The sequence below is a fragment of the Brevibacterium sp. Z349TD_9 genome, from assembly GCF_056173565.1.
This window is the reverse complement of sequence record NZ_CM149680.1, coordinates 2,335,115-2,357,878: the sequence shown is the minus strand read 5'-3', so window position 1 is coordinate 2,357,878 and position 22,764 is coordinate 2,335,115. Positions and strand designations below refer to the sequence as shown.

Annotated in this window: 17 protein-coding genes; 11 read left to right on the top strand and 6 right to left on the bottom strand. The window is 68.0% G+C overall.

Annotation, left to right across the window (positions count from 1 at the left end; all coding sequences use genetic code 11):
- Window positions 1–47 precede the first annotated feature (47 nt).
- Entirely contained in the window at window positions 48–1,838 is a 1,791-nt protein-coding gene (locus AC0VYB_RS11045; protein WP_095375485.1) for a DEAD/DEAH box helicase, read from the bottom strand.
- A 337-nt stretch (window positions 1,839–2,175) separates the two neighbouring features.
- Between AC0VYB_RS11045 and AC0VYB_RS11040 the strand changes: the two genes are divergently transcribed.
- The gene (locus AC0VYB_RS11040) at window positions 2,176–3,558 is read left to right on the top strand and encodes a glycine--tRNA ligase (RefSeq protein ID WP_063250150.1); all 1,383 of its coding nucleotides are present in this window, start codon (window positions 2,176–2,178) and stop codon (window positions 3,556–3,558) included.
- Window positions 3,559–3,708: 150 nt separating this feature from the next.
- Here the strand turns inward: AC0VYB_RS11040 and AC0VYB_RS11035 are convergent, their stop codons facing one another.
- Window positions 3,709–5,100, bottom strand: coding sequence for an aspartate aminotransferase family protein (locus AC0VYB_RS11035; RefSeq protein WP_051995511.1), 1,392 nt, complete (start codon window positions 5,098–5,100; stop codon window positions 3,709–3,711).
- Window positions 5,097–5,582, bottom strand: a complete 486-nt coding sequence (locus tag AC0VYB_RS11030; protein WP_095375486.1) for an Lrp/AsnC family transcriptional regulator — start codon at window positions 5,580–5,582, stop codon at window positions 5,097–5,099. Before AC0VYB_RS11030 ends, AC0VYB_RS11035 begins: the two co-directional genes overlap by 4 nt.
- 204 nt (window positions 5,583–5,786) lie before the next feature.
- Between AC0VYB_RS11030 and AC0VYB_RS11025 the strand changes: the two genes are divergently transcribed.
- A complete protein-coding gene (locus tag AC0VYB_RS11025) occupies window positions 5,787–7,115 on the top strand; it encodes a M24 family metallopeptidase (protein ID WP_095375487.1) in 1,329 nt (442 codons plus the stop codon).
- A gap of 305 nt (window positions 7,116–7,420) precedes the next feature.
- Here AC0VYB_RS11025 and AC0VYB_RS11020 read toward each other — a convergent pair whose 3' ends face one another.
- Window positions 7,421–8,971: an L-lactate permease gene (locus tag AC0VYB_RS11020; protein WP_009377080.1), complete on the bottom strand. Its 1,551-nt coding sequence runs from the start codon at window positions 8,969–8,971 to the stop codon at window positions 7,421–7,423.
- A gap of 54 nt (window positions 8,972–9,025) precedes the next feature.
- Between AC0VYB_RS11020 and AC0VYB_RS11015 the strand changes: the two genes are divergently transcribed.
- From AC0VYB_RS11015 to AC0VYB_RS10975, 9 genes are all read left to right on the top strand, one after another.
- The gene (locus AC0VYB_RS11015; protein ID WP_009377081.1) at window positions 9,026–9,574 is read left to right on the top strand and encodes a helix-turn-helix domain-containing protein; all 549 of its coding nucleotides are present in this window, start codon (window positions 9,026–9,028) and stop codon (window positions 9,572–9,574) included.
- Window positions 9,575–9,747: 173 nt separating this feature from the next.
- A complete protein-coding gene (locus AC0VYB_RS11010) occupies window positions 9,748–11,427 on the top strand; it encodes an ATP-binding cassette domain-containing protein (protein WP_131247781.1) in 1,680 nt (559 codons plus the stop codon).
- Window positions 11,428–11,432: 5 nt separating this feature from the next.
- On the top strand, window positions 11,433–12,596 hold the full coding sequence (dusB, locus tag AC0VYB_RS11005) for a tRNA dihydrouridine synthase DusB (protein ID WP_009377083.1): 1,164 nt from the start codon (window positions 11,433–11,435) through the stop codon (window positions 12,594–12,596).
- A gap of 2 nt (window positions 12,597–12,598) precedes the next feature.
- On the top strand, window positions 12,599–13,906 hold the full coding sequence (locus AC0VYB_RS11000; RefSeq protein WP_009377084.1) for a deoxyguanosinetriphosphate triphosphohydrolase: 1,308 nt from the start codon (window positions 12,599–12,601) through the stop codon (window positions 13,904–13,906).
- Window positions 13,907–13,909: 3 nt separating this feature from the next.
- Complete coding sequence (gene dnaG / locus AC0VYB_RS10995; RefSeq protein ID WP_201671028.1) at window positions 13,910–15,925, top strand: DNA primase; 2,016 nt, start codon at window positions 13,910–13,912, stop codon at window positions 15,923–15,925.
- Between the two features lie 233 nt (window positions 15,926–16,158).
- Window positions 16,159–16,797 (top strand): TetR/AcrR family transcriptional regulator, encoded by a 639-nt coding sequence (locus tag AC0VYB_RS10990; protein WP_119296203.1) that lies wholly within the window; start codon window positions 16,159–16,161, stop codon window positions 16,795–16,797.
- A gap of 8 nt (window positions 16,798–16,805) precedes the next feature.
- On the top strand, window positions 16,806–18,557 hold the full coding sequence (locus AC0VYB_RS10985; protein WP_009377087.1) for an MDR family MFS transporter: 1,752 nt from the start codon (window positions 16,806–16,808) through the stop codon (window positions 18,555–18,557).
- A complete protein-coding gene (locus tag AC0VYB_RS10980) occupies window positions 18,499–19,467 on the top strand; it encodes a D-2-hydroxyacid dehydrogenase (RefSeq protein ID WP_179952573.1) in 969 nt (322 codons plus the stop codon). The genes AC0VYB_RS10985 and AC0VYB_RS10980 overlap by 59 nt, the downstream gene beginning before the upstream one ends.
- A complete protein-coding gene (locus AC0VYB_RS10975; RefSeq protein WP_063250143.1) occupies window positions 19,464–20,060 on the top strand; it encodes a hypothetical protein in 597 nt (198 codons plus the stop codon). Before AC0VYB_RS10980 ends, AC0VYB_RS10975 begins: the two co-directional genes overlap by 4 nt.
- Window positions 20,061–20,183: 123 nt before the next feature.
- Here AC0VYB_RS10975 and AC0VYB_RS10970 read toward each other — a convergent pair whose 3' ends face one another.
- Window positions 20,184–21,668 carry a glyceraldehyde-3-phosphate dehydrogenase gene (locus AC0VYB_RS10970; protein WP_063250142.1) on the bottom strand — a complete coding sequence of 495 codons (1,485 nt, stop codon included), beginning with the start codon at window positions 21,666–21,668 and terminating at the stop codon, window positions 20,184–20,186.
- Between the two features lie 43 nt (window positions 21,669–21,711).
- On the bottom strand, window positions 21,712–22,761 hold the full coding sequence (locus AC0VYB_RS10965) for a YhjD/YihY/BrkB family envelope integrity protein (protein WP_063250183.1): 1,050 nt from the start codon (window positions 22,759–22,761) through the stop codon (window positions 21,712–21,714).
- Between the last annotated feature and the right edge of the window lie 3 nt (window positions 22,762–22,764).

The window sequence follows — 22,764 nt, the reverse complement described above, 5'->3', positions numbered from 1 at the left end:
ACCAGGCGCCGACCGTCAAGCGGAGAGCGCCGGCTACTGACGCGAGATCAGTACCGGTCGCGCGAGCGGTCCCGGTCGCGGCCGCCGAACTTCTTCCCGCCGCCTCGGCGGTCGCCGCGGAAGTTGCGGTTGTCGCCGGGCTGCTTGTCGAAGTTGCGCTTCTTGAACGGGCGTCCCGGACGACCGGAGTCGGGACGGATGTCGATCGGGCGGCCCTGGATCTCCGTGTTCGCAAGCTTCTTGAGCACACCCGGATCGAGATCCGCGGGCAGGTCGACGAGGGTGTGGTTCGAGCGGATGTCGATGTGCCCGATCTGCTTCGAGGTGATGCCGCCCTCGTTCGCAATCGCTCCGACGATCGAACCGGGCTGCACCCGCTCGTTGCGGCCGACGGCCAGACGATAGGTGACCATGCCCTCGCGGCTGCGACCGCCGCGCTCACGGCCGGGCTTGCCGTCACGGTCGCGGCCCTGCTTGCCGCGGGTCGGCTCGGGCATCGGCTCGGCCTTGAGGGAGTTCGACTCGAGGACCATCGACGCCAGTGCCGCGGCGATGTCCGTGGCGGGGACGTTGCGGCTGAGCTCGTACTGCTCGATGACGGTGGCGAGCTCGCTCAGCTCCGTCGTCGCGAGCGCGTCGTCGATGCGCTTGGTGAACTTCTCCACGCGCGTGTTCGTCAGCTCCTCGACGCTGGGCAGAGTGAGCGGTTCGACCTTCTGCTTCGTCGCGCGCTCGATCGAGCCGAGCAGGCGCTGCTCACGCGGGGTGATGAAGAGGATCGCCTCACCGGAGCGTCCCGCGCGACCGGTGCGGCCGATGCGGTGGACGTAGGACTCCGTGTCGTGGGGGATGTCGTAGTTGACGACGAGCGAGATGCGCTCGACGTCGAGACCACGGGCGGCGACGTCGGTGGCGACGAGAATGTCGATCTTGCCCTCGCGCAGCATCTCGACCGTGCGCTCACGGGCCTGCTGCGGGATGTCGCCGTTGATCGCCGAGGCCTTGAAACCGCGCGCCCGAAGCTTCTCCGCGAGCTCCTCGGTCGCCTGCTTGGTGCGGACGAACATGATAATGCCGTCGTACTCCTCGACCTCGAGGATGCGCGTGAGCGCGTCGAGCTTGTGGGAGTGCTGGACCATGAGGTAGCGCTGACGGATGTTCGACCCGGTCTGCGACTTCGCCGCGACCCGGACCTCTTCGGGATCGTTGAGGTACTTGCCGGTCAGGCGGTGGATCGAGGTCGGCATCGTGGCCGAGAACAGAGCGACCTGACGCGAGTCGCCGGTGGCGTTGAAGATCTCCTCGATGTCCTCGGCGAAGCCCATCTTGAGCATCTCATCGGCCTCGTCGAGGACGAGGTGCTGGAGGTTCTCGAGCTTGAGCGAGCCCCGCTTGAGGTGGTCGATGACGCGACCGGGGGTGCCGACGACGACCTGCGCACCGCGCTTGAGGCCGGCGAGCTGCGGACCGTAGGACTGGCCGCCGTAGATCGGGAGCACCGAGAAGTCCTCAAGGTTCGTCGCATACGAGGTGAACGCCTCGGCGACCTGGAGCGCGAGCTCACGGGTGGGGGTGAGCACGAGGGCGAACGGTCCGTCCGATGCCCGTCCCGCCTCGGCGAGGTGGGAGAGGATCGGCAGCGCGAACGCCGCGGTCTTGCCCGTACCCGTCTGCGCGAGTCCGATGACGTCGCGACCGGCGACGAGCGCAGGGATCGTCGCGGCCTGGATCGGGGACGGCGATTCGTAGCCGAGGGCTTCGACGGCGCGCAGGACCTCGGGATGGAGGCCGAGCTCGGCGAACGTCGGCGTGGTCTCTTGAGTGGATTCTTCGGTCATGAGTGGTTCTCTCTCACGTCGGCACACACTTGATCGCAGATGACTGTAGTGGCGATCTACCCTGCGGCCGCTTGTGCGATCATGACTGGCAATCCGGGCCGGAACCGTACGCTTCCTTCCGACTGCGCGCGGGCACAGTCATCGGTACGGAGAAAGGTTTGGGTGTGGGACCAGTCTACCGTGCCGATCCTCGCCGAGGCGGCCCCGACCCTGCGTAAGAGGTGTGAGTTCCATCGCCTGCCGCGCTTCACCTGGAGGCGGCCGTGACCCGATAGGCTGGAGTCTGTGCGCCACGGCAGCCGGCCGTGGCGGCAACGGATACCAAGGAGAGTCAACCGTGGCACAGTCCAAGCTCGATGCCGTCATCGCCCTGGCCAAGCGCAGAGGATTCGTCTTCCAGGCAGGGGAGATCTACGGTGGTTCCCGCTCGGCGTGGGACTACGGCCCGCTCGGCGTCGAACTCAAGGACAACATCAAGTCCCAGTGGTGGCAGACCTTCGTCCGCGGACGCGAGGACGTCGTCGGCCTCGACTCGTCGATCATCCTGCCCAAGCGCGTGTGGGAGGCCTCCGGTCACGTCGAGACCTTCGTCGACCCACTCGTCGAATGCCTCCACTGCCATCACCGTCACCGCGAGGACCACCTCATCGAGGCCTATGAGGCCAAGCACGGAAAGGCTCCGGAGAACGGGATGGCCGACGTCGTGTGCCCCGACTGCGGCACCCGCGGCCAGTGGACCGAGCCGCAGCAGTTCTCGGGACTCGTCAAGACGTTCCTCGGCCCCGTCGAGTCCGAGGCCGGACTGCACTACCTGCGTCCGGAGACCGCGCAGGGCATCTTCGTCAACTTCAACAACGTGCTCACCGCATCAAGGAAGAAGCCGCCGTTCGGAATCGGGCAGATCGGCAAGTCCTTCCGCAACGAGATCACGCCCGGCAACTTCATCTTCCGCACCCGTGAGTTCGAGCAGATGGAGCTCGAGTACTTCGTCCACCCCGACGACGCTCCCGCCCTCTTCGACGAATGGGTCGAGGACTGCTGGAACTGGTTCCTCGGCCTGGGCCTGAGCGAAGAGAACATGCGCCGCTTCGACGTCCCCGAGGACGAGCGCGCCCACTACTCGGCAGGCACCATCGACATCGAGTACCGCTTCGGATTCCAGGGCTCGGAGTGGGGTGAGCTCATGGGGGTGGCCAACCGCACCGACTACGACCTGAGCACCCACACCGAGGCGTCGGGGGCGAAGCTGCAGTACTTCGACCAGGCCAGCGGCGACCGCTACACGCCCTACGTCATCGAGCCCGCGTTCGGCCTCACCCGGTCGATGATGGCCTTCCTCATCGACGCCTACACCGAGGACGAGGCGCCGAACACCAAGGGCGGCACCGACACCCGCATCGTGCTCAAGCTCGATCCGCGCCTCGCCCCGGTCAAGGCGGCCGTGCTTCCGCTCAGCCGCAACGAGAAGCTCACTCCCGAAGCGAAGGCTCTGGCCGCCCGCCTGCGCAGTCGCTGGAACATCGACTTCGACGACGCCGGGGCGATCGGTCGCCGCTACCGCCGCCAGGACGAGATCGGCACCCCGCTGTGCATCACGTACGACTTCGACTCCCTCGACGACGGTGCGGTGACGATCCGCAAGCGCGACGACATGAGCCAGGAGCGCGTGAGCCTCGATCAGGTCGAGTCCTACCTCGCCGACCACCTCGGCGGGGCCTGAGCTCCACGGTCGCACGGCACGGAGGGTCCGCCGCAGCCGTGCGACCGCCTCGGCGGGGCGAGAACCTGACAGCGGCCCTGCCCCGGCACCGACGACGACGGCCTCGCCACCTTTCACAAGGTGCCGAGGCCGTCGTCGTGCGAGTGACGATCAGAACATCGTCCAGGCTTCCTGGAGGACGCCGCGGATGATCTGCTCCATCTCGTCGAACTCCTTCTGACCGACGGTCAGCGGGGGCGAGAGCTGGATGACCGGGTCGCCACGGTCGTCGGCACGGCAGTAGAGGCCGTTCTCGTACATCTTCGCCGAGACGAAGTTCTTGAGGATCCGCTCCGACTCCTCTTCGGTGAAGGACTCCTTCGTGTCCTTGTCCTTGACGAGTTCGATGCCGTAGAAGAAGCCCTCACCGCGGACGTCGCCGACGATCGGGAGGTCCTTGAGCTTCTCGAGCGTGAACTTGAACGCACCGGCGTTCTCGTGCACGTGGTCGTTGAGCTTCTCGTTCTCGAAGACGTCGAAGTTCGCCATCGCAGCGGCACAGGCGACGGGGTGACCGCCGAAGGTGTAGCCGTGGTAGTAGGTCGCGTCGCCGCCGGGACCGAAGGGCTCGAAGAGGCGGTCCGAGGCGATCATCGCACCGAGCGGAGCATAGCCCGAGGTGATGCCCTTGGCGCTGGTAATGATGTCGGGGACGTAGCCGAAGTCGTTGCACGCGAACATGTCGCCGATGCGACCGTAGGCGCAGATCGTCTCATCGGAGACGAGGAGGACATCGTTCTCGTCGCAGATCTCGCGCACGCGCTCGAAGTATCCGGGAGGCGGCGGGAAGCAGCCGCCGGAGTTCTGCACGGGCTCGAGGAAGACGGCGGCGACGGAGTCGGCACCCTCGAATTCGATCGCCTCGGCGATGCGGTCGGCGGCCCAGCGGCCGAAGGCCTTCTCATCGTGCGCGTACGGTTCGGGCGCGCGGTAGAAGTTCGTGTTCGGGACCTTGTGGGCACCGGGGACGAGCGGGGCGAACTGCTCCCGCAGGCCCGGCAGGGAGGTCACGGACAGGGCGCCGTGCGGGGTGCCGTGGTAGGCGGTGGCACGGGAGATGATCTTGTGCTTGCCGGGCTTGCCGGTGAGCTTGAAGTAGTTCTTCGCAAGCTTCATCGCGGACTCGACGGAGTCGCCGCCGCCGGAGGTGAGGAAGACGCGGTTGAGGTCGCCGGGGGCGTAGGAGGCGAGGCGCTCGGAGAGCTCGATGGCCTGCGGGTGGGCGAAGGACCACAGCGGCATGAAGGGCAGCTTCATGGTCTGGTCGTACATCGCCTTCGCGATCTCCTCGCGACCGTGTCCGACCTGGACGGTGAAGAGACCGGCGAGGCCGTCGATGTAGCGCTTGCCCTGATCGTCGAAGATGTAGTGGCCTTCGCCGCGGGTGATGATCGGTGCCTGTCCGCCGTTGAACAGGGCCTGGTGCGGAGCCATATGCATCCACACGTTGTTGCGCACGGCTTCCTGATACGGAGTGCCGGCTCTGGTGACATTGTCTGTCATCGTGTCCCCCAATTGTATTTTTGCTTTTCGAGTGAGAGGTACATGAAGAGCTCTGTGTCGACGACCGCGTCGATCGACCGGAGCTCCCTGTTGACGAAATCGATGAGGTGTCGGTCCGATTCGCAGACGATCTCCACAAGGAGGTCGAACGACCCCGCGGTGACGACGAGGTAGTCGATCTCGTCGTACCCGTGCAGCCTGTCGGCGACCTTCGAGATGTCTCCGCGGACCTTCACTCCCACCATGGCCTGTCGGGCGAAGCCGAGACTGAGCGGGTCGGTCACGGCCACGATCTCCATCACGCCGGAGTCGATGAGCCTCGACACCCTCTGTCGCACGGCCGCCTCGGAGAGTCCGACGGACTTCCCGATGGCAGAGTAGGACTTGCGTCCGTCATGCTGGAGTTCGACGATGATCGCCTTGGACTTCTCGTCGAGGTTGCCCAGGCGGTGACTGCTTCCGCTCGGCAGCGAGTGGGCCATTCTTCACCTCCGTGATGTGAGTCTCAGATCAATCTACCATTGAATCAGTCGGAATGCGTAGTCCGCTGTGCGGATTCAGTTGATTGTGTTGAAATTTCATTCTGTATCCGTCAATGCGTGGCGATCCGAGGTGCAGGCGGTGCCCGTCGACACGCTCGCGGACCGTCATTGACACCGTGTGAGCGCGATCACCACACTGAGGGCATGAATGAAGGCGAGCTGTTCACCGGCGGCGAGGCGGACCGTCCCGACGTCCAGGGAATGCGGCCGGGATCCGAGCAGGGCGGTGCGGGGCAGGCGGTGCGCTCGCGCCCGCAGCCGACGCCGGGGGAGGTCGACACGATCGGGGCGCAGAACCTCGGGTTCTCCCCGGAGGAGTACCTCGCCCGGATCGCCGCGGTGCGCGGACGGATGAGCGATCAGGGACTCTCGGCGCTCATCGTCACCGATCCGGCCAACATCTACTACCTCACCGGCTACAACGCGTGGTCGTTCTACACACCGCAGCTGCTCTTCGTCCCCTCCTCGGGTCCGCTCACGCTCTTCCTGCGCGACATGGACGCCCGCGGGGCCTCCCACACCTCGTGGCTGCCGCCCGAGGACATCGTCGGCTACCCCGAGCGCTACGTTCAGCGCCCGCACATCCACCCCTTCGACTGGGTCGCCTTCGCGCTCCGTCAGCGGTGGGAGGTCGCCCGGGCCTCGTCCTCGCCGGTCGGGGTCGAGATGGATTCGCACTTCTTCTCCCCGCGCGCCTTTCGGGCGCTCGTCAACGGTGTGCCCGAGTGGCGTCTCGTCGACTCGTTCGAGCTCGTCAACTGGATCCGGGCGATCAAGTCCGCTGACGAGCTCGCCCTCATGCACCGGGCCGCCGAAGTGACGAGCGCGGCGATGGACGCAGCCCTCGGCACGGTCGGGCAGGGGGTCGGCCAGCACGAGGTCGCCGCCGCGATCTCCGCCGCGCAGGCGCGGGGGAGCGGGCCGTCGTGGGGTGATTATCCGGCGATCGTCCCGCTCATGCCCACCGGTGAGAGCGCTGACACTCCGCACCTGAGCTGGACGGATCGGACCTTCGCCGCCGATGAGTCGGTGAGCATCGAACTCGCCGGCGTCCACCGCCGCTACCATGTCCCCTTGGCGCGCACTGCCGTGGTGGGGCGTCCGAAGCAGGAGCTCGTCCGCCTCGAGGGGGTCGTCGCCGAGGCGCTCGCGGCCGTGCTCGACGTCGCCGCCCCAGGCGTTCCGACCGCCGAGCTCGCCCGGACGTGGAATCGGGTGCTTGCGCGTGGCGGGCTCGAGAAGCCGAGTCGGCTGGGGTACTCGATCGGCATCGGCTATCCGCCGGACTGGGGTGAGCGGACGATCTCGATCCGGACGGAGGACGACCAGATCCTCGAGGCGGGCATGACCTTCCACCTCATCTGCGGGATGTGGATGAACGGCTACGGCTATGAACTCTCCGAGTCGATCCTCGTCACCGACTCCGGTGTCGACACCTTCACGGACTTCCCGCGCGAACTCATCCGGCTCTGAGCCGGCATGGGACCGGCGAGGGCGACGATCTGTCGAACCACCTCGGCGGGTTGGTGGCGCCGGACGGGACGACCGCCTCGGCGGGGATGCACGCACCCGGCACCCGGAGCGGTATTTCCTACGCGTGCACGGGGAGGTTTCGTCGCTGCGGGGATGACGTGCCGAGCGGAGGGTTGTCTGTGAACCGACGACGATGGGGTGTTGTCACGGGTAGGACGTGCGGTTGCGGGGTGGAGGTGCCGCTTCGGGGAGGACGTGCGCCTGCGGGGGCGAACTGTGACGCGGCGTGATGTCGTCGAAGGAAATCACCCGAGGAACTGCAGCCAGAGGCCGACGGCGAGCGCGTTGATCGCGACGATGAGCGCCGCGCGGCCGAGCACCCACAATCCGTCGCGGGGATCCGCGCCGGTGCCGCCGGAGAGTTGGACGGACATCGCGACGCGCGGGGGCGCGGCCAGGGCGGCGAAGGATCCTGCGACATTTCCGGCGGCGACGACCGTCATCGCCGGGGCCCCTGCCGCGTCGGCCGCCGAGGCGAGGGTGCCCGAGAACATCGCGTTGCTGCCCGTGTTCGACCCGGTGAGGACCGCCCCGACCGTGGTCAGCCACGGAGTGACGAGGAGGAGGCCGGCGGGGACGAGTGCGCCGATCGCGTCGCTCATCCCGCTCGTCGTCATCACCCAGCCCATGACCATGAACGCCGCCGTCGCCGCCCCGATGGGGACCCATGCGCGGACCGCGGACGCCGCGACCGGGCGCAGGGGTTCCTTCGCCGAGGCGACAGCTGGGTCAGGGTCGGTGCCGGAGTCGCCTGCGTCCGCCGTTTCGCCGGCCTCGGCGTCCGTCGGTCCGGGACCCGGGGTGTCCGTCGGTCCGGGACCCGGGGTGTCCGCCGGCCCGGCGCTCGCCCCGCGCGCTCGCCCCCGGCCCCGGGCGACGAGGACGGCGACGAGGCAGGCGACCGCGAGCCAGAACGGGGGAGAGGAGACGATGTCGGTGAGGGGCGACGGGACGAGGGCGTAGAGCTCACGGGCGAGGAGGATGCCCACCGTGAGTGTCGCATACGGCAACACCGCGCGGCCGAGCCTGCGGTCCATCCCGGCGAAGCGGCTGCGGATCGACAGGGGCAGGCCGATGCCGGCGATGACGAGGAGCGAGCCGACGATGCCAGCCGGGGCCATGCCGAGCAGGGCGTTCGAAGCCAGGATGCCGGCCCAGAGCAGCCCGGCGGCAGTTGCCATGCCGAGGGCGCTGAGGGGCTTCGGGCGAGCGAGGACGATGATCGCGACGAGGACGACGGCGATGGGGATCGCATTGATCCAGGCCGTCGTCAGGCCAAGCGCGTCGACGTCGAGGTCGGCGAGCGCGGCAGCGACGGTCGTGCCCGGGCCGAGCGCACCCCAGGGGACGGCGACGAGCCCGAGGAGGCCGAAGAGCGCGGAATGGCGGATCGAGCAGCCGAGGTGGCGCAGCACCGGCACGCCGATCGTCACACCGATGCCGAAGCCGGTGACGGACTCGGCGAAGGGGACGATCCCGAAGACGACGAGGGCGACGCCGATCGATCGACTCGGCACGGTCGCCTCGACCCAGCCGGAGAGTGCGCGCATGGCACCGCTGGCCTCGAGGATCGAGGCGAGCATTATGCCGAAGAGGAGGATGAGGGCGACTTCGACGACGAGCGGGAAGTAGTCCGTGCCGGCGGCGGCGAAGACGGCAAGCGGTGTGGGGAATGCGAGAAGCGCACAGACGATCGACCCGAGGAGTCCTGCCGCCGCCGAGATCCATGTCGGCACCCGGACGGCGAGGAGGACGATCACGAGGGCAAGAGGGGAGAGCGCAAGGACACCGGGCATTTTCGCTCTTCATGGATCGAAATCTACTATCTGAGAATACACTAGGATGGGATCATGGCGAAGTCAGAGGACACGGGAGCGCGGGTGTTCGGCGCGCGGGTGCGGTCCCGCCGGCGGCACAGCAACCTCACGCTCAACGAGCTCGCCGCCCGCGCCGGGATCTCCCGCGCCGCCCTGTCGAAGATCGAGCGCGGCGAACAGGACACCTCCGTCTCGAATGCCATGGGCCTCTCGCGCGCCCTCGGCGTCGACGTCGGCGAACTGCTCGCCGAACCCGAGGTCGTCATCACTCCCAGCGAAGCCATCCTCGCGCTCACGAGCTACGGTCCGGGCACGCACCGCCGCGACCTCCCCTCCCCGATGGAGAACATGGAGGTCATCCACTACACCCTCGATCCGCGCAGCGAGACCTCCGCCATCGCCGCCCACCGCTCCGGATCCCGGGAGACCTTCTACGTGCTCGCCGGGATCGTCGAGATCGTCACGATCGACCGTCGCACCGTGCTCCGCGCCGGCGACTGCGCGCAGGCCCCCGGCGACGTCCCGCACCAGGTCGCCAACCCCAGCGACCGTCCGGCCGAACTCATCCTCATCATCGTCTGAGACCGCCCCCGCCGAGGCGGTCCGCCCTTGACGGGCCCCACCGGACTCAGGCATCCTTGACGGGTCCCATTCCCGTCGGAAGGCAGCCACCCCCAGTGAAGTGACCACTCATTTCCGCACCCGCGGGCGAAACGGCCCCGCACCACACACGTGTGCACGAAATGAGGTCACAGATGACTGCTGCCATCTCCATCTCCGGACTCGGCTACCGCCTCGGCGACGACACCGAGATCCTCGACTCCCTCACCGCGACCATCCCGACCGGACGCGTCGGCCTCGTCGGTGACAACGGGATCGGAAAGTCCACCCTCGCCCGTCTCCTCACCGGCGAACTCACCCCGACGACGGGCACCGTCATCGGCTCCGCTGGCGCCGTCCACATCGACCAGCTGCTCCCGCACACCGATGTCCCCGTCGAGACCGTCCTCGGCATCGGAACCGTCCGCTCCGCCCTCCACCGCACCCTCGCCGGGCACGGGGAGGACGAGGACTTCGCCGTCATCGGCGACGACTGGGACATCGAAGAGCGGGCCCTGTCCGCCCTCGCCGAGGTGGGGCTGCGTCTCGAGTCCCGTGACCTCGACCGCCGGCTGCGGACCTTCTCCGGTGGGGAGGCCATGCGCATCGGCCTCGCCCGTGCGGCTCTCGCCGGATCCGCATGGCTCATCCTCGACGAGCCGAGCAACAACCTCGATGCCGCAGGGCGCAGACTCCTCGGCGAGCTCCTCGACCGGCGGAGCGGACCGAGCCTCATCATCTCCCACGACCGAGACCTGCTCGAGACGATGGACGCGATCGTCGAGATGACTGACGAACTGCGTGTCTACGGCGGCGGCTACAGCGCCTACGAGGAGATGGTCGCCGCCGAGGAGGAGGCCAAGCGGTCTCGGCTCACCGATGCGAAGAAGACGCTGACGATCGAGAAGCGCCAGCGCATCGAGCTCGAGACGACGCTGGCGCGCGCCGACCGGAAGGCGGCCACGGACACGGCGAACAAGCGGCGGCCGAAGATCGTCATGAACGGACTGAGCGACTTCGCCCAGAAGTCGGCAGCCAAACGTCGCGGAGACAAAGCCGCCGACGAAGCCCGAGCCGAAGCGGACGTGCAGAGGGCGAAGGACGCCCTCCGCCGCGACCCGTCGATCACCCTCCACCTGCCCGAGACCGAGGTCCATGCCGGCAAGCGGGTGCTCGAGATCGACAGCGCAGGGCTCGAGCGTCCGTGGACGATCGTCGGAGCGGAGCGGATCCGCCTGACCGGACCCAACGGCGCCGGAAAGTCGAGCCTGCTCGCCGCCCTGCGCGGTGGGTCGGCGAGCGCTCCGGTCGTCGAGCTCTTCCCCGGGCTGAGCACAGCCGTCCACGTGCCCATCGCCCACCTCGACCAGCAGTACCGGCTGCCCGAGCACTCGAGCGTCATGGATGCCGTCCGGGACCCGAACCCGGGACTGGAGAAGCATCGCGTCCACGAGGTGCTCGCGGCGATGGGTCTGCGTGCCGGGCGCACCGAGCAGCTGTGCGGGACGCTCTCGGGAGGGGAGCGCTTCCGCGTCGCGCTCGCCGCCGCCCTGCTCGCCGACCCCGCCCCGCAGCTGCTCCTCCTCGACGAACCCGGCAACAACCTCGACGTCGCCTCCCAGCGGGCGCTCACCTCGGCGCTCGAGGGATTCGGGGGAGCGATGCTGCTCGTCACCCACGACGACCGCCTCGGCGAGGAACTGGGCGCGGTCACCGAATGGGACGTTCGCGAACTGCGGGAGGCACCCGCCGAGGGCGACCGGTCGACGACTGTGAGTAAGGGAACGGACCGGGCGGTGTCCGATTTGCCTGCCTTTGGGATAATGGACGGGTGAGTGTCATGAGCGAATCCACGTCCCCGGCCGTCGCGCCTCTGCGCATCGGCCCCATCGAGCTGTCCTCCCCGGTCGTGCTCGCCCCCATGGCCGGGATCACGAACACCGCGTTCCGCCGGCTCTGCCGCGAATACGGTGCCGGACTCTACGTCACCGAGATGGTCACCTCACGCGCGCTCGTCGAACGCAGCCCCAAGAGCATGCGCATCATCCACCACGAACCGTATGAGACCCCGCGCTCGGTCCAGCTCTACGGCGTCGACCCGGTGACGATCGGGCAGGCCGTGCGCATGCTCGTCGAGGAGGACCGCGCCGACCACATCGACCTCAACTTCGGCTGCCCGGTGCCCAAGGTCACCCGGAAGGGCGGCGGCTCGGCCCTGCCGTGGAAGCAGGACCTCTTCACGGCGATCGTCACCACCGCGGTGCGCGAAGCCGACCGGGGCGGGATCCCGCTGACGGTGAAGATGCGCAAGGGCATCGACGCCGACCATCACACGTACCTCGACGCGGGGGAGACCGCCCGGAACGCGGGCGTCGCGGCGATCGCCCTGCACGGGCGCACGACCGCCGACCTCTATTCCGGGACCGCGGACTGGGAGTCGATCGCCCGGCTCAAGGACCACCTCGGCGACAGCGTCCCGGTGCTCGGCAACGGCGACATCTTCTCCGCCGAGGACGCGCTGGAGATGATGGCGCGCACCGGCTGCGACGGCGTCGTCATCGGCCGCGGCTGTCAGGGACGGCCGTGGCTCTTCGGGGACCTCGCGAACGCACTCAACGGCAGCGATGAGCGCCACCGTCCCGGACTCGCCGAGGTGGCCCGTGCCGTCCGCCTCCACGGCGAATACCTCGTCGACTACTACGGCGAGGAGTTCTACGGAGCCCGCGACCTGCGCAAGCACATCGCGTGGTACTTCAAGGGCTACCCCGTCGGCGGCGATCTGCGCAGCCGACTCGCGATGGTCTCATCCCTGGCCGAACTCGACGCCCTCCTCGCCGAACTCGACGACGCCCCCTACCCGGGGGAGGCCGCCGAGGGCTCGCGCGGACGCACGACCCGCCCCAAGCGCCCCCACCTGCCCGAGGGCTGGCTTGACTCCCGCGTCTTCGATGCCAGCGGCACCGCGCTGCTCGCCGAAGCCGAACTCGACATCTCGGGAGGCTGAGCGTGCCGACCGAGACCTCCGCACGCATCGCCCAGGCCTCCGGGCACGTCGCGGACTACACCGCCCGCGACGAGGAGCGCTGGGTCATCGAACCGGCGAAGAACCCGCGCCGTTCGGCCTTCCAGCGCGACCGCGCCCGCGTGCTCCACTCCTCGGGGCTGCGCCGCCTCGGCGCGAAGACGCAGGTCGTCTCGCCCGGCACCGACGACTTCGTCCGCACCCGGCTCACCCACTCCCTCGAAGTCGCGCAGGTCGGCCGCGAACTCGCCCGCTACCTCGGCTGCGATCCCGACATCGTCGACACCGCATGCCTGAGCCACGACCTCGGGCACCCGCCCTTCGGCCACCACGGGGAGACGATCCTCGACCGGCTGTGCGCCGACATCGGCGGCTTCGAAGGCAACGCGCAGACCCTGCGCCTCGTCACCCGCATCGAACCCAAGGTGCTTGCCCCCGATGGCCGACCCGCCGGGCTCAACCTCACCCGGGCCAGCCTCGACGCCCTGACGAAGTACCCGTGGCCGCGGGCCGAGGCCTCGGCCGGGCGACGCGATTCGGGAGTGCGGAAATTCGGCGTCTACGACGACGACATCGCCGTCTTCGACTTCTACCGGGCCGGTGTCGTCAACGGTCGCCGCTGCCTCGAGGCCCAGGTGATGGATCTCGCCGACGACATCTCTTACTCGGTCCACGACGTCGAGGACGCCGTCGTCGCCGGGCACCTGCGCCTGAGCGAGTTCACCGATGACACCCGACGCGCGGAGCTCTTCGCGATCACCCGGCAGTGGTACCTGCCCGAGACCGACGACGCGGAGATGGACAAGGCGCTCACCCGCCTCCAGGCCGCCGCATACTGGCCGGAGACCGAATTCGACGGCTCCCGCCGCGCCCAGGCCGCCCTCAAGCACATGACAAGCCAGCTCATCGGCCGCTTCGTCGGCGCCGCGGAGGCCGCGACCCGCGAGGAGTACGGGTGGGAGTCGCTCAACCGCTACCAGGCCTCGCTCGTCGTCCCCGAGTCCACGGCCGTGGAGATCGCCGTGCTCAAGGGGATGGCCACACTCACGGTCATGGTCGCCGAGGACCGGCTGCGCCTCCACGACATCCAGGACACCGTCATCACCACGCTCGCCGAATGGTATGACGCGCACCCGAGAGGGCTCGATCCGATGTTCGCCGCCGACCACACCGAAGCCGCCGACGATGCCGCCCGACTGCGCGTCATCGCCGACCAGATCGCGTCCCTGACCGACCATTCGGCGTGGACGCTCTACCACCGGATCCAAGCCGGGGCGGGGGATCGTCTCTAGACCATGGCCGGACTCATCAAGCGCGAGGACATCGACGAGCTGCGCTCGCGCACGCGCCTCGACGAGGTCGTCGGCGAGTTCGTCACGCTCAAGACCGCGGGCATCGGCTCGCTCAAGGGCCTGTGCCCCTTCCACGACGAGAAGACCCCCTCGTTCACCGTCCGCCCGCAGGTCGGGATGTACCACTGCTTCGGCTGCGGGGAGTCCGGAGACGTCTTCACGTTCCTCCAGAAGGTCGAGCAGCTCAGCTTCGTCGAGGCCGTCGAGATGCTCGCCGGGCGGATCGGGATGCACCTGCGTTACGAGGACGGCAAGGGCCCCGACCGGGAGCAGGCGAGCAGACGCCAGCGTCTGCTCGAGATGCACGAGGTCGCCGAGCGCTTCTTCGCCACCGCTCTGGGTGAGGACGCCGGGCAGATCGCCCGCGACTTCCTCGCCGAGAAGGGCTTCCCTCCCGGGGAGAACGCCCACTTCGGCATCGGCTTCGCCCCGAAATCCTGGGATGCGCTCACCTCCCACCTGCGCCGGGCCGGCTTCAGCGATGAGGAGATCCTCGCGGCCGGGCTCGCGAGCGAAGGCAGCCGGGGCATCTACGACCGGTTCCGCGGGCGGGTGATGTGGCCGATCAAGGACATGACGGGTCGGACGATCGGCTTCGGGGCGAGGCGGCTCTTCGACGACGATCAGGGGCCGAAGTACCTCAACACCCCGGAGACCGCGCTCTACCACAAGAACCAGGTCCTCTACGGACTCGACCTCGCCAAGCGCGACATCGCGAAGACCAAGCGCGTCGTCATCGTCGAGGGCTACACCGATGTCATGGCCGCCCACCTCGCCGGCGTCACCCAGGCCGTCGCGACGTGCGGCACGGCCTTCGGCGCCGAACATGTCAAGATCGTCCGCCGCCTCATCGGGGATGATCCGAGCGCGCAGGTCGTCTTCACCTTCGACGGCGACGAGGCGGGACAGAAGGCGGCGCTCAAGGCCTTCGAGTTCGAATCCGAGTTCACCGCGCAGACCTTCGTCGCCGTCGAACCCTCGGGCCTCGACCCCAACGACCTGCGCCTGGAGAAGGGCGATGCCGCGATCCGGGAGCTCATCGAGGGCCGCAGACCCCTCTTCGAGTTCGTCATCACCACCGCGATCGCCCAGTACGACCTCGACACCGTCGAGGGCCGCATCGCCGCCGTCCGGGCCAGCGCCGAGGTGCTCGCCGGCATCCGCGACCGCAACAGCCTCAGCCACTACCACCGTTTCGTCGCCGGTCGCATCGGCGTCGACATCGCCGAGGTGGAGGCTGCCGTCAAGACCGCCCGCCGGCACCCGCGTGCCTCCGCATCGGACCGGGGTCGGCAGTCGGGATCCGAGAACGCTCGGACCGCCGGCCGTCCGGGTCCGAGCAGCGCTTCCGGTGCGAACGGGGGCCGCGGTGCCTCCGGCGGTCCGGGGGATTCCGCGGGCGGCGGTGGTCGGCCGGGGGCGCCGGGCGAGGACGGCATCGAATACGTCTACGACGAGCGCCCCGACGTCTCCAACCTCTCCGCTCCGATCACCCCGACGCGCCTGAAGACGGAGAAGGGCGCGCTCATGGTCGCCCTCCAGCATCCGGAGTTCGTCAACGCGAAGCTCTTCGACTCGCTCTCTGCCCACGCATTCGAGCATCCCGGGTACCGCCGGGTCCAAGCCGTGCTCAGCGCGGCGGGAGGACTGCGCGCGGGAGCCGCCGATCCCGGGCGGTGGGTGGAGACCGTCATGGACGCCAGCGATGAGGACCTCAAGCCCGGCATCGCCCAGCTCCTCGTCACCCCGCTGCCCGTGTCCGAGGGGATGGGCGCCGAGAAGTTCGCCCAGGGCATCGTCGCGAAGCTCTTCGACTACGACCTCGAGAGGATCGCGAAGGAACTCCACTCGCGCCTCCAGCGGCAGTCCGCCACGGACGCCGAGGCGCAGACCGCGCTGCTGCGCCAGCTCCAGGTGCTCGAGCAGCACCGGGTGCGCCTGCGCGAACTCATGGCCTGACTCGGACTCTCTCACCAGGCTCCGACATCCCGCGGAGGACTCCGCAGCGCCGTCACCCGCGATCGCCCGACCCCGCGATCGCTCACTCGAGCAGACCCAGCGCGCGTTCGCGGCCGCCCGCGAACTCCCGAACCCTCGACCCCTGAACGTCCCGTCGGCGTTCGGGCGTGAAATACTGCACAGTTGCAATTTTGCAGTTGATGAAAAGTTGCAGATGGTGCAAAATTAAGGGCATGACTGACCACGAATCGCTGCGGACGAAGAAGGCGCGAGCGACCCGCACCGCGCTCCACGAAGCGGCGATCACCCGTGTCCTCGACGAGGGACTCGACGCGGTGACGGTGGCGATGATCGCCGCCGACGCGGGGGTGTCTCCGCGGACCTTCTTCAACTACTTCCAGACGAAGGAGGACGCGATCGTCGGCCTCGACGTCTCGACCATCGACACCCAGCTGGTGCGCGACTATGTCGAATCCGACACCGGCATCGAGTCCCTGGCCGAGGACACGGCGAACTTCGTGCGCGAAGCGCTCCTCGTCGGCACGGACCCGCGGCTCTCGGTGCGCAGGAGGCAGCTCTTCGCCGCCTATCCGGAGCTCGTGACCAAGCGGTTCGAACAGGTCGAGGCGCTCGAGGAACTCGTCTCCGAGCACGTGCTCGCACGGCTGAAGCACCTCGGCCAGGAGTTCTCGTCCGAGGACTCCGCCTGGCGCAGCGCGCGGATGCTCACCCAACTGTGCATGGTCCCACTCCAGCACGCTGCGCGGGTGGTCAAGCGCACGCCCGACCTCGCCGCGGCCCCCGACGGCACGAAGAACGTCTACGACGACTCCTTGGGGCTCTTCCTCAAGGTGCTCGAGCGACTGAGATGAAAGCTGAGATGAGAAGCAACAACGACCTGAGGACCGGGGACATGACGACCTCACCGGGCAACCACAGCAACGACACGCAGCCGATGACCACCTCGGCGATCATCCTCCTCTTCGTGGGACTGATGATCGCGATGTTCATGTTCTCCCTCAACCAGACCGTGCTCGCCACGGCGCTGCCGACGATCGTCGGCGAACTCGACGGAGTCGACCAGATGCTCTGGGTGTCGACGGCCTTCATGCTCGCCTCGACGATCATGATGCCCATCTACGGCAAGGTCGGCGACCTCTTCGGCCGCAAGCCGCTGTTCATGTTCGCGATCTGCTGCTTCCTCGCCGGATCGGTCTTCGCCCTCGTCGCGAACGAGATGTCGACGCTCATCCTCGGCCGTGTCCTCCAGGGCATCGGCGGCGGCGGAATGATGATCCTCTCGCAGTCGATCATCGCCTCTGTGGTGCCGGCCCGCGAGCGCGGGAAGTACATGGGCATCATGGGCTCCGCGTTCGCCGTCTCCTCGGTCGCCGGCCCCCTCATCGGCGGGTGGCTCACCGAAGGGCCCGGCTGGCGCTGGGCGTTCGCGATCAACTTCCCGCTCGGAGCCGTCGCGCTCATCGCCGCAGCGGTCTTCCTCAAGATCCCCAAGCACACGCACGGCCCCCGCCCGAAGATCGACGTCGGGGGCATGGCCCTGATCTCGATCGTCACCTCCTGCATCGTCCTCGTCTCCGCGTGGGGCGGCCACGACTACGAGTGGGGCTCCTGGCAGATCAACGGACTCATCATCGTCGGTGCCCTCGCGATCGTCGCCTTCGTCATCGTCGAATCCAAGGTGAGCGAGCCGGTCATCCCGCTGAGACTCTTCGTCAACCGCGACTTCCTGCTCTCGACGATCGCCGGCCTCTTCATCGGTGTGAGCATGTTCGGCGTTCTCTCCTACATGCCGACCTACCTGCAGATGGTCCACGGCATCGACGCGACCGTGGCCGGCCTGATGATGGTCCCGATGATGGGAACGATGCTCCTCTCCTCGACCCTCATCGGCTTCGTCGTCGCACGGACCGGGAGGTACAAGCGCTACCCGCTCATCGGCATCCTCCTCATCGGCGCCTCCCTCGTCCTCCTCTCGACGCTCAAGGCCGACAGCCCCGCGTGGGAGCCGATGGTCGGCCTCGCGCTCCTCGGCCTCGGCCTCGGTCTGAGCATGCAGATCCTCGTGCTCGTCGTCCAGAATGCCTTCCCCGTCGAGATGGTCGGCACCGCGACGGCGGCGAACAACTACTTCCGCCAGGTCGGAGCGACCCTGGGCATGGCGTTCATCGGCTCGGTGTTCACCCAGCGTCTGCTTGAGAACATCAAGGCCGGGATGACCGACCTCGCCGCCGCCTCACCGGACGCGCAGCCGCCTCAGGTCTCCTCGACGGGTCTGACCCCGCAGATCGTCTCGCAGATGCCCGAACCCCTGCACACCCTCATCATCACCTCGTACAACGACGCGCTCGTGCCCCTCTTCCTCTGGGTGGCTCCGCTTGCCTTCGCCGGCTTCGTCATCCTCCTCTTCCTGCCGAACACGCCGTTGGCGAAGACGCTGAAGAAGGACACGACGAGCCGTGAGCACGTCCTCGTCCCTGAGGGCGCCGAGGTTGCCGCAGCGACCCCGGCATCGGATAGTCTGAGTCTGCCGACGATCACGAAAGCTTCCGCGGATGACGACACTGACGATTCTCACGACACCCCAGGACGGGGTTCCCGACCGCCTGCGTGACCTCGGGGACCTCGAGGACGTCGAGGTCCGCGTCGCCGCCAGTGCCGATGAGCTCGGCGACGCTCTGCCGGGCACCGATGTGCTCCTTCTCTGGGACTACTTCTCCACGGCGCTGGCCGGACAGTTCCACCGTGCCGATGACCTCGCCTGGGTCCACGTGGCCGCCGCCGGAGTCGACTCGCTGCTCTTCGACGACCTGGTCGACTCCGACGTCGTCGTCACGAACGCCCGCGGCGTCTTCGATCGCCCGATCGCCGAGTTCGTCCTCGGCTTCCTGCTCCTCCACGCGAAGTCGCTGGCGGCCGTCCTCGCCGACCAGCGTCGTCGGGCGTGGAACCGACAGTCGACCTCCGACCTCTCAGGCACCCGGGCGCTCGTGGTCGGGACCGGGGCGATCGGACGCGAGATCGCGCGCGTGCTCCGCGCGCTCGACGTCGAGGTCGTCGGAGCCGGCAGTCACGCGCGAGGCGGTGACCCCGACTTCGGCACGATCATCGGTTCGGACGAGCTCGCCGCCCACGTGTCCGGCTTCGACTGGATCATCGACATCGCCCCGCTCACCGAACGCACCGAGGGTCTCTTCGACGCCTCCGTGTTCGCAGCGATGGATCCCCACGCATTCTTCGTCAACGTCGGCCGCGGCGCGACCGTCGACACCGCCGCCCTCGTCGACGCTCTCGCTGCGGGATCGATCGCCGGCGCCGCCCTCGACGTCGTCGACGTCGAACCGCTGCCGGCCGACCACCCGCTGTGGGAGTGCGAGAACGTCGTCATCAGCCCGCACATGTCCGGAGACACCCACGGGTGGCGCCAGCGGTTGGAGGATCAGTTCCTCGAGCTCTTCGCCCTCCACCGGCAGGGCACTCCGTTTCCCCACACCGTCGACAAGAAGGCAGGGTTCGTCCGATGAGCACGATCGACGGCGACGCCGAACGCAGCTATCTCGCCCGGGTTCTCGCCGAGCTCACGGCGATCAGGCGTGCGCGACTGCTGAGCATGCTCGTCCTCGCCGTCGCCATGCTCGTCGCCGGGCTCGGCGCCGCACTGCAGGCCCAGGGGGAGAGGATCGATGCGGTGCTCCTCTTCTCCGCCTTCAGCCTCATCATGATCGGCATCGTCTGCGCCCTCGGTGCGATCGTCGCGTGGACCAGGCTCGGTCGGGACCCGCTCGATTCGGTGGCGGCGAGTCGACCGGCGACGCCCCGTGTCCCGCGGACCCGCTCCGGCGGCATGGCGATCGCGATCGGCTTCGCCGTCCTCGGCGTGCTCCTCGGGATCCTCCTGTGGCCGCAGACGCCGATCCTCGGTGCCGCCGTCGTCCTCGCCTGCCTGCTCCTCGCCTGCCTCGGCCCGATCTGGGCGCACGAGCTCTCGACTGCCGATGACAGGTTCGCACTCATCCTCGACGGCGACGACGAACTCTCCCGGCGGTTCGCCACGTTCACCCCGATCTGGCTCCACGACGCCCTCGAGCGGGAGCGCCGGGGCGAGGGCAGGGCCTGACCACCTCGGCGGCGGTCAGGCAGATCCGGACAGCCGTCGCCGACGAAGACGACAGAGGCGCCCACGTTCGCAACGTGGGCGCCTCTTCGGAGTCCCGGACTCAGTCCGGACCGACCAAGCGGATCAGACCGGGGCGACCTCGGGCTCGGTCTCGACGACGGCCTCGGCCTGCTCCACGACGGGGAAGGCCGGGGTGTCGACATCGGCCATCTCCGCCACGCAGCGGATGACCTGGCAGCTGTAGCCGAACTCGTTGTCGTACCAGACGTAGACGACGACGCGGTCCTCGTCGACGATGGTGGCGAGACCGTCGACGACACCCGCACGCTTCGAGCCGACGAGGTCGGTCGAGACGAGCTCGGGGGAGGCGACGTAGTCGACCTGGTTGCGCAGCGGCGAGTTCATCGACGTCTCACGGAGGAACGCGTTGAGCTCGTCGACGGTCGTCGGAGTCTCGAGGTTGAGGTTGAGGATCGCCATCGACACGTTCGGGGTGGGCACGCGGATCGCGTTGCCCGAGAGCTTCCCCTTGAGCTCCGGCAGAGCCTTCGCGACAGCCTTCGCCGCACCGGTCTCCGTGAGCACCATGTTGAGGCCGGCGGCACGGCCGCGACGCGAGCCCTTGTGGAAGTTGTCGATGAGGTTCTGGTCGTTCGTGAACGAGTGGACCGTCTCCACGTGGCCGTTGCGCACACCGAAGCGGTCGTTGAGCGCCTTGAGCACCGGGGTGATCGCGTTCGTCGTGCACGACGCGGCGGAGAGGATCGTGTCCGCGTCGGTGATATCGGAGTCGTTGACGCCGAAGACGATGTTCTTGATGTCGCCCTTGCCCGGAGCGGTGAGCAGGACCTTCGATGCGCCCTTGCTCTGCAGGTGCTTCGACAGACCCTCCTCATCGCGCCACTTGCCGGTGTTGTCGACGATGATCGCGTCATTGATGCCGTACGCGGTGTAGTCGACCTGGGAGGGGTCATCGGAGTAGATGACCTGGATGAGGGTGCCGTTGGCGAGGATCGTGTTGTTCTCCTCATCGACGACGATGCTGCCGTCGAACTTCCCGTGCACGGAGTCGCGGCGCAGCAGCGAGGCGCGCTTGACGATGTCGTTCTCCCCGCCACGGCGGACGACGATCGCACGCAGACGCATCCCGGTCCCGCCGGCGCGGTCGATGAGGATGCGGGCGAGCAGGCGCCCGATGCGTCCGAAGCCGTAGAGGACGACGTCGCGGACGCCCTCATCGTCGGAGGACTGCGCACCGATGACCTGGTCGAGCTCAGCGGCGAGGAAATCGGCGGTCGAGGCCGACTGCTCGTTGAGCTTGACGATGAGGCGACCGAGATCGATCCGGGCAGGGCCGAGGTCGAGGTCGGCGAGAGCGCGGACGACCTCGAGCGTGGTCTCGATGTCGAGCTCCTCGCCGAGGAAGTGACGGGCATAGCGGTGAGCCTTGATCATGCCGGTCACGGACTTGCCCTGCAGCGAACGCCCGAAGAGGGTGAGGAGCACGTCGTTGTTGCGGTAGAGGCGGCCGACGAGCGGGATGAGGTCTTCAGCCGCAGTCTGCTTCTTCGCCCACTCGTCGAGACGAGCTGTGGTTGCTTCAGTCAAAGGTCGAGTCCCCTTTATTCAATTGACTAGTTCCCGCTTCATTCTACCGTGTCGCCGATGCGCTCTCCGACCGCCTCTCGTCGAAGCGCTTGAAGCCGAGCAGGGTGAGCGCGACGATCCCGGCACCGGCCATGAGAGCACCGAGAGTCTGCGCCTGGAGCTTCGGTTCGATGAACCCGTGATCAGCGCTGTCGTCCTCCTTCGGCCGCGGAGCCTGCGCGGTGCCGATCCAGGCGGCGACGAAGAGGATGATGCGGGCGAAGATGTTGAGCGTGAGCATGATCGCGATGATCGACCCGAACACACCCGCGGCCTTGCCCGCGGAGAAGAGGTCGACGAGGACGGTGGCGAGGTTGAGGAGGATGACGAAGCAGACCGCTCCGATGAGCGAGCCCCGCACCTTCGCCTGCTTGTCCACCGGATGTTCGGGCAGCATCGTGAAGAGGAACATGAAGATCAGCCACGACGCCCCGAACGTGATGAGCATCGGCACGGCGACGAGAAGCCCGGACATCCAGCCGGAGAGGTTGAAGAGGTCGGTGATGAACGACCGCAGGCCGGTGCCGACGACCGTGAGGGCGACGGTGAGCAGCAGACCGACGATGAGCCCGAGGAGGGTCACGGCGTTGCCGACGAACTTCTTGACGAACGGCTGGTTGACCTCGTCGTCGAAGTCGTCGTGGAGCTGAGCGCGCACTGCCGCTCCGAGGTTGCCGATGAATCCCTGCCCGGTGTAGAGACCCGCGAGGATACCGAAGATGCCGACGGCCTGCCAGTCGTTGAGGAAGCCCTCGAGCTGGTCGGTCATCGCTGAGTTGCCGGGGGAGAAGGCCTCGATCTGCTCGGTGATGACGGGGACGAGGTCGGGCCGGAGGACGTCGAGGACGAAACCGAGACCGGCGAAGGTGAACATCGCGATGGGGACGATGGCGAGGACGAGGAAATAGGTGATCGCCGCCCCGAACTGATTGCCGAGCCGCTGGATGAAGCGCTGCACTGCGCGGATGAGATGTGCGGGCCCGGGCTGGGTGATGGCGTGGTGTCCGGCTTCGGCGACCGGACTGCGTGAGGCCAGGATCTTCGCTGGTGTCACTGA

Coding starts and splice junctions, on each gene's coding strand:
- AC0VYB_RS11045 (WP_095375485.1), bottom strand. CDS start 1,838: ATGACCGAAGAATCCACTCAAGAGACCACGCCGACGTTCGCCGAGCTC.
- AC0VYB_RS11035 (WP_051995511.1), bottom strand. CDS start 5,100: ATGACAGACAATGTCACCAGAGCCGGCACTCCGTATCAGGAAGCCGTG.
- AC0VYB_RS11030 (WP_095375486.1), bottom strand. CDS start 5,582: ATGGCCCACTCGCTGCCGAGCGGAAGCAGTCACCGCCTGGGCAACCTC.
- AC0VYB_RS11025 (WP_095375487.1), top strand. CDS start 5,787: ATGAATGAAGGCGAGCTGTTCACCGGCGGCGAGGCGGACCGTCCCGAC.
- AC0VYB_RS11020 (WP_009377080.1), bottom strand. CDS start 8,971: ATGCCCGGTGTCCTTGCGCTCTCCCCTCTTGCCCTCGTGATCGTCCTC.
- AC0VYB_RS11015 (WP_009377081.1), top strand. CDS start 9,026: ATGGCGAAGTCAGAGGACACGGGAGCGCGGGTGTTCGGCGCGCGGGTG.
- AC0VYB_RS11010 (WP_131247781.1), top strand. CDS start 9,748: ATGACTGCTGCCATCTCCATCTCCGGACTCGGCTACCGCCTCGGCGAC.
- dusB (WP_009377083.1), top strand. CDS start 11,433: ATGAGCGAATCCACGTCCCCGGCCGTCGCGCCTCTGCGCATCGGCCCC.
- dnaG (WP_201671028.1), top strand. CDS start 13,910: ATGGCCGGACTCATCAAGCGCGAGGACATCGACGAGCTGCGCTCGCGC.
- AC0VYB_RS10990 (WP_119296203.1), top strand. CDS start 16,159: ATGACTGACCACGAATCGCTGCGGACGAAGAAGGCGCGAGCGACCCGC.
- AC0VYB_RS10985 (WP_009377087.1), top strand. CDS start 16,806: ATGAGAAGCAACAACGACCTGAGGACCGGGGACATGACGACCTCACCG.
- AC0VYB_RS10980 (WP_179952573.1), top strand. CDS start 18,499: ATGACGACACTGACGATTCTCACGACACCCCAGGACGGGGTTCCCGAC.
- AC0VYB_RS10975 (WP_063250143.1), top strand. CDS start 19,464: ATGAGCACGATCGACGGCGACGCCGAACGCAGCTATCTCGCCCGGGTT.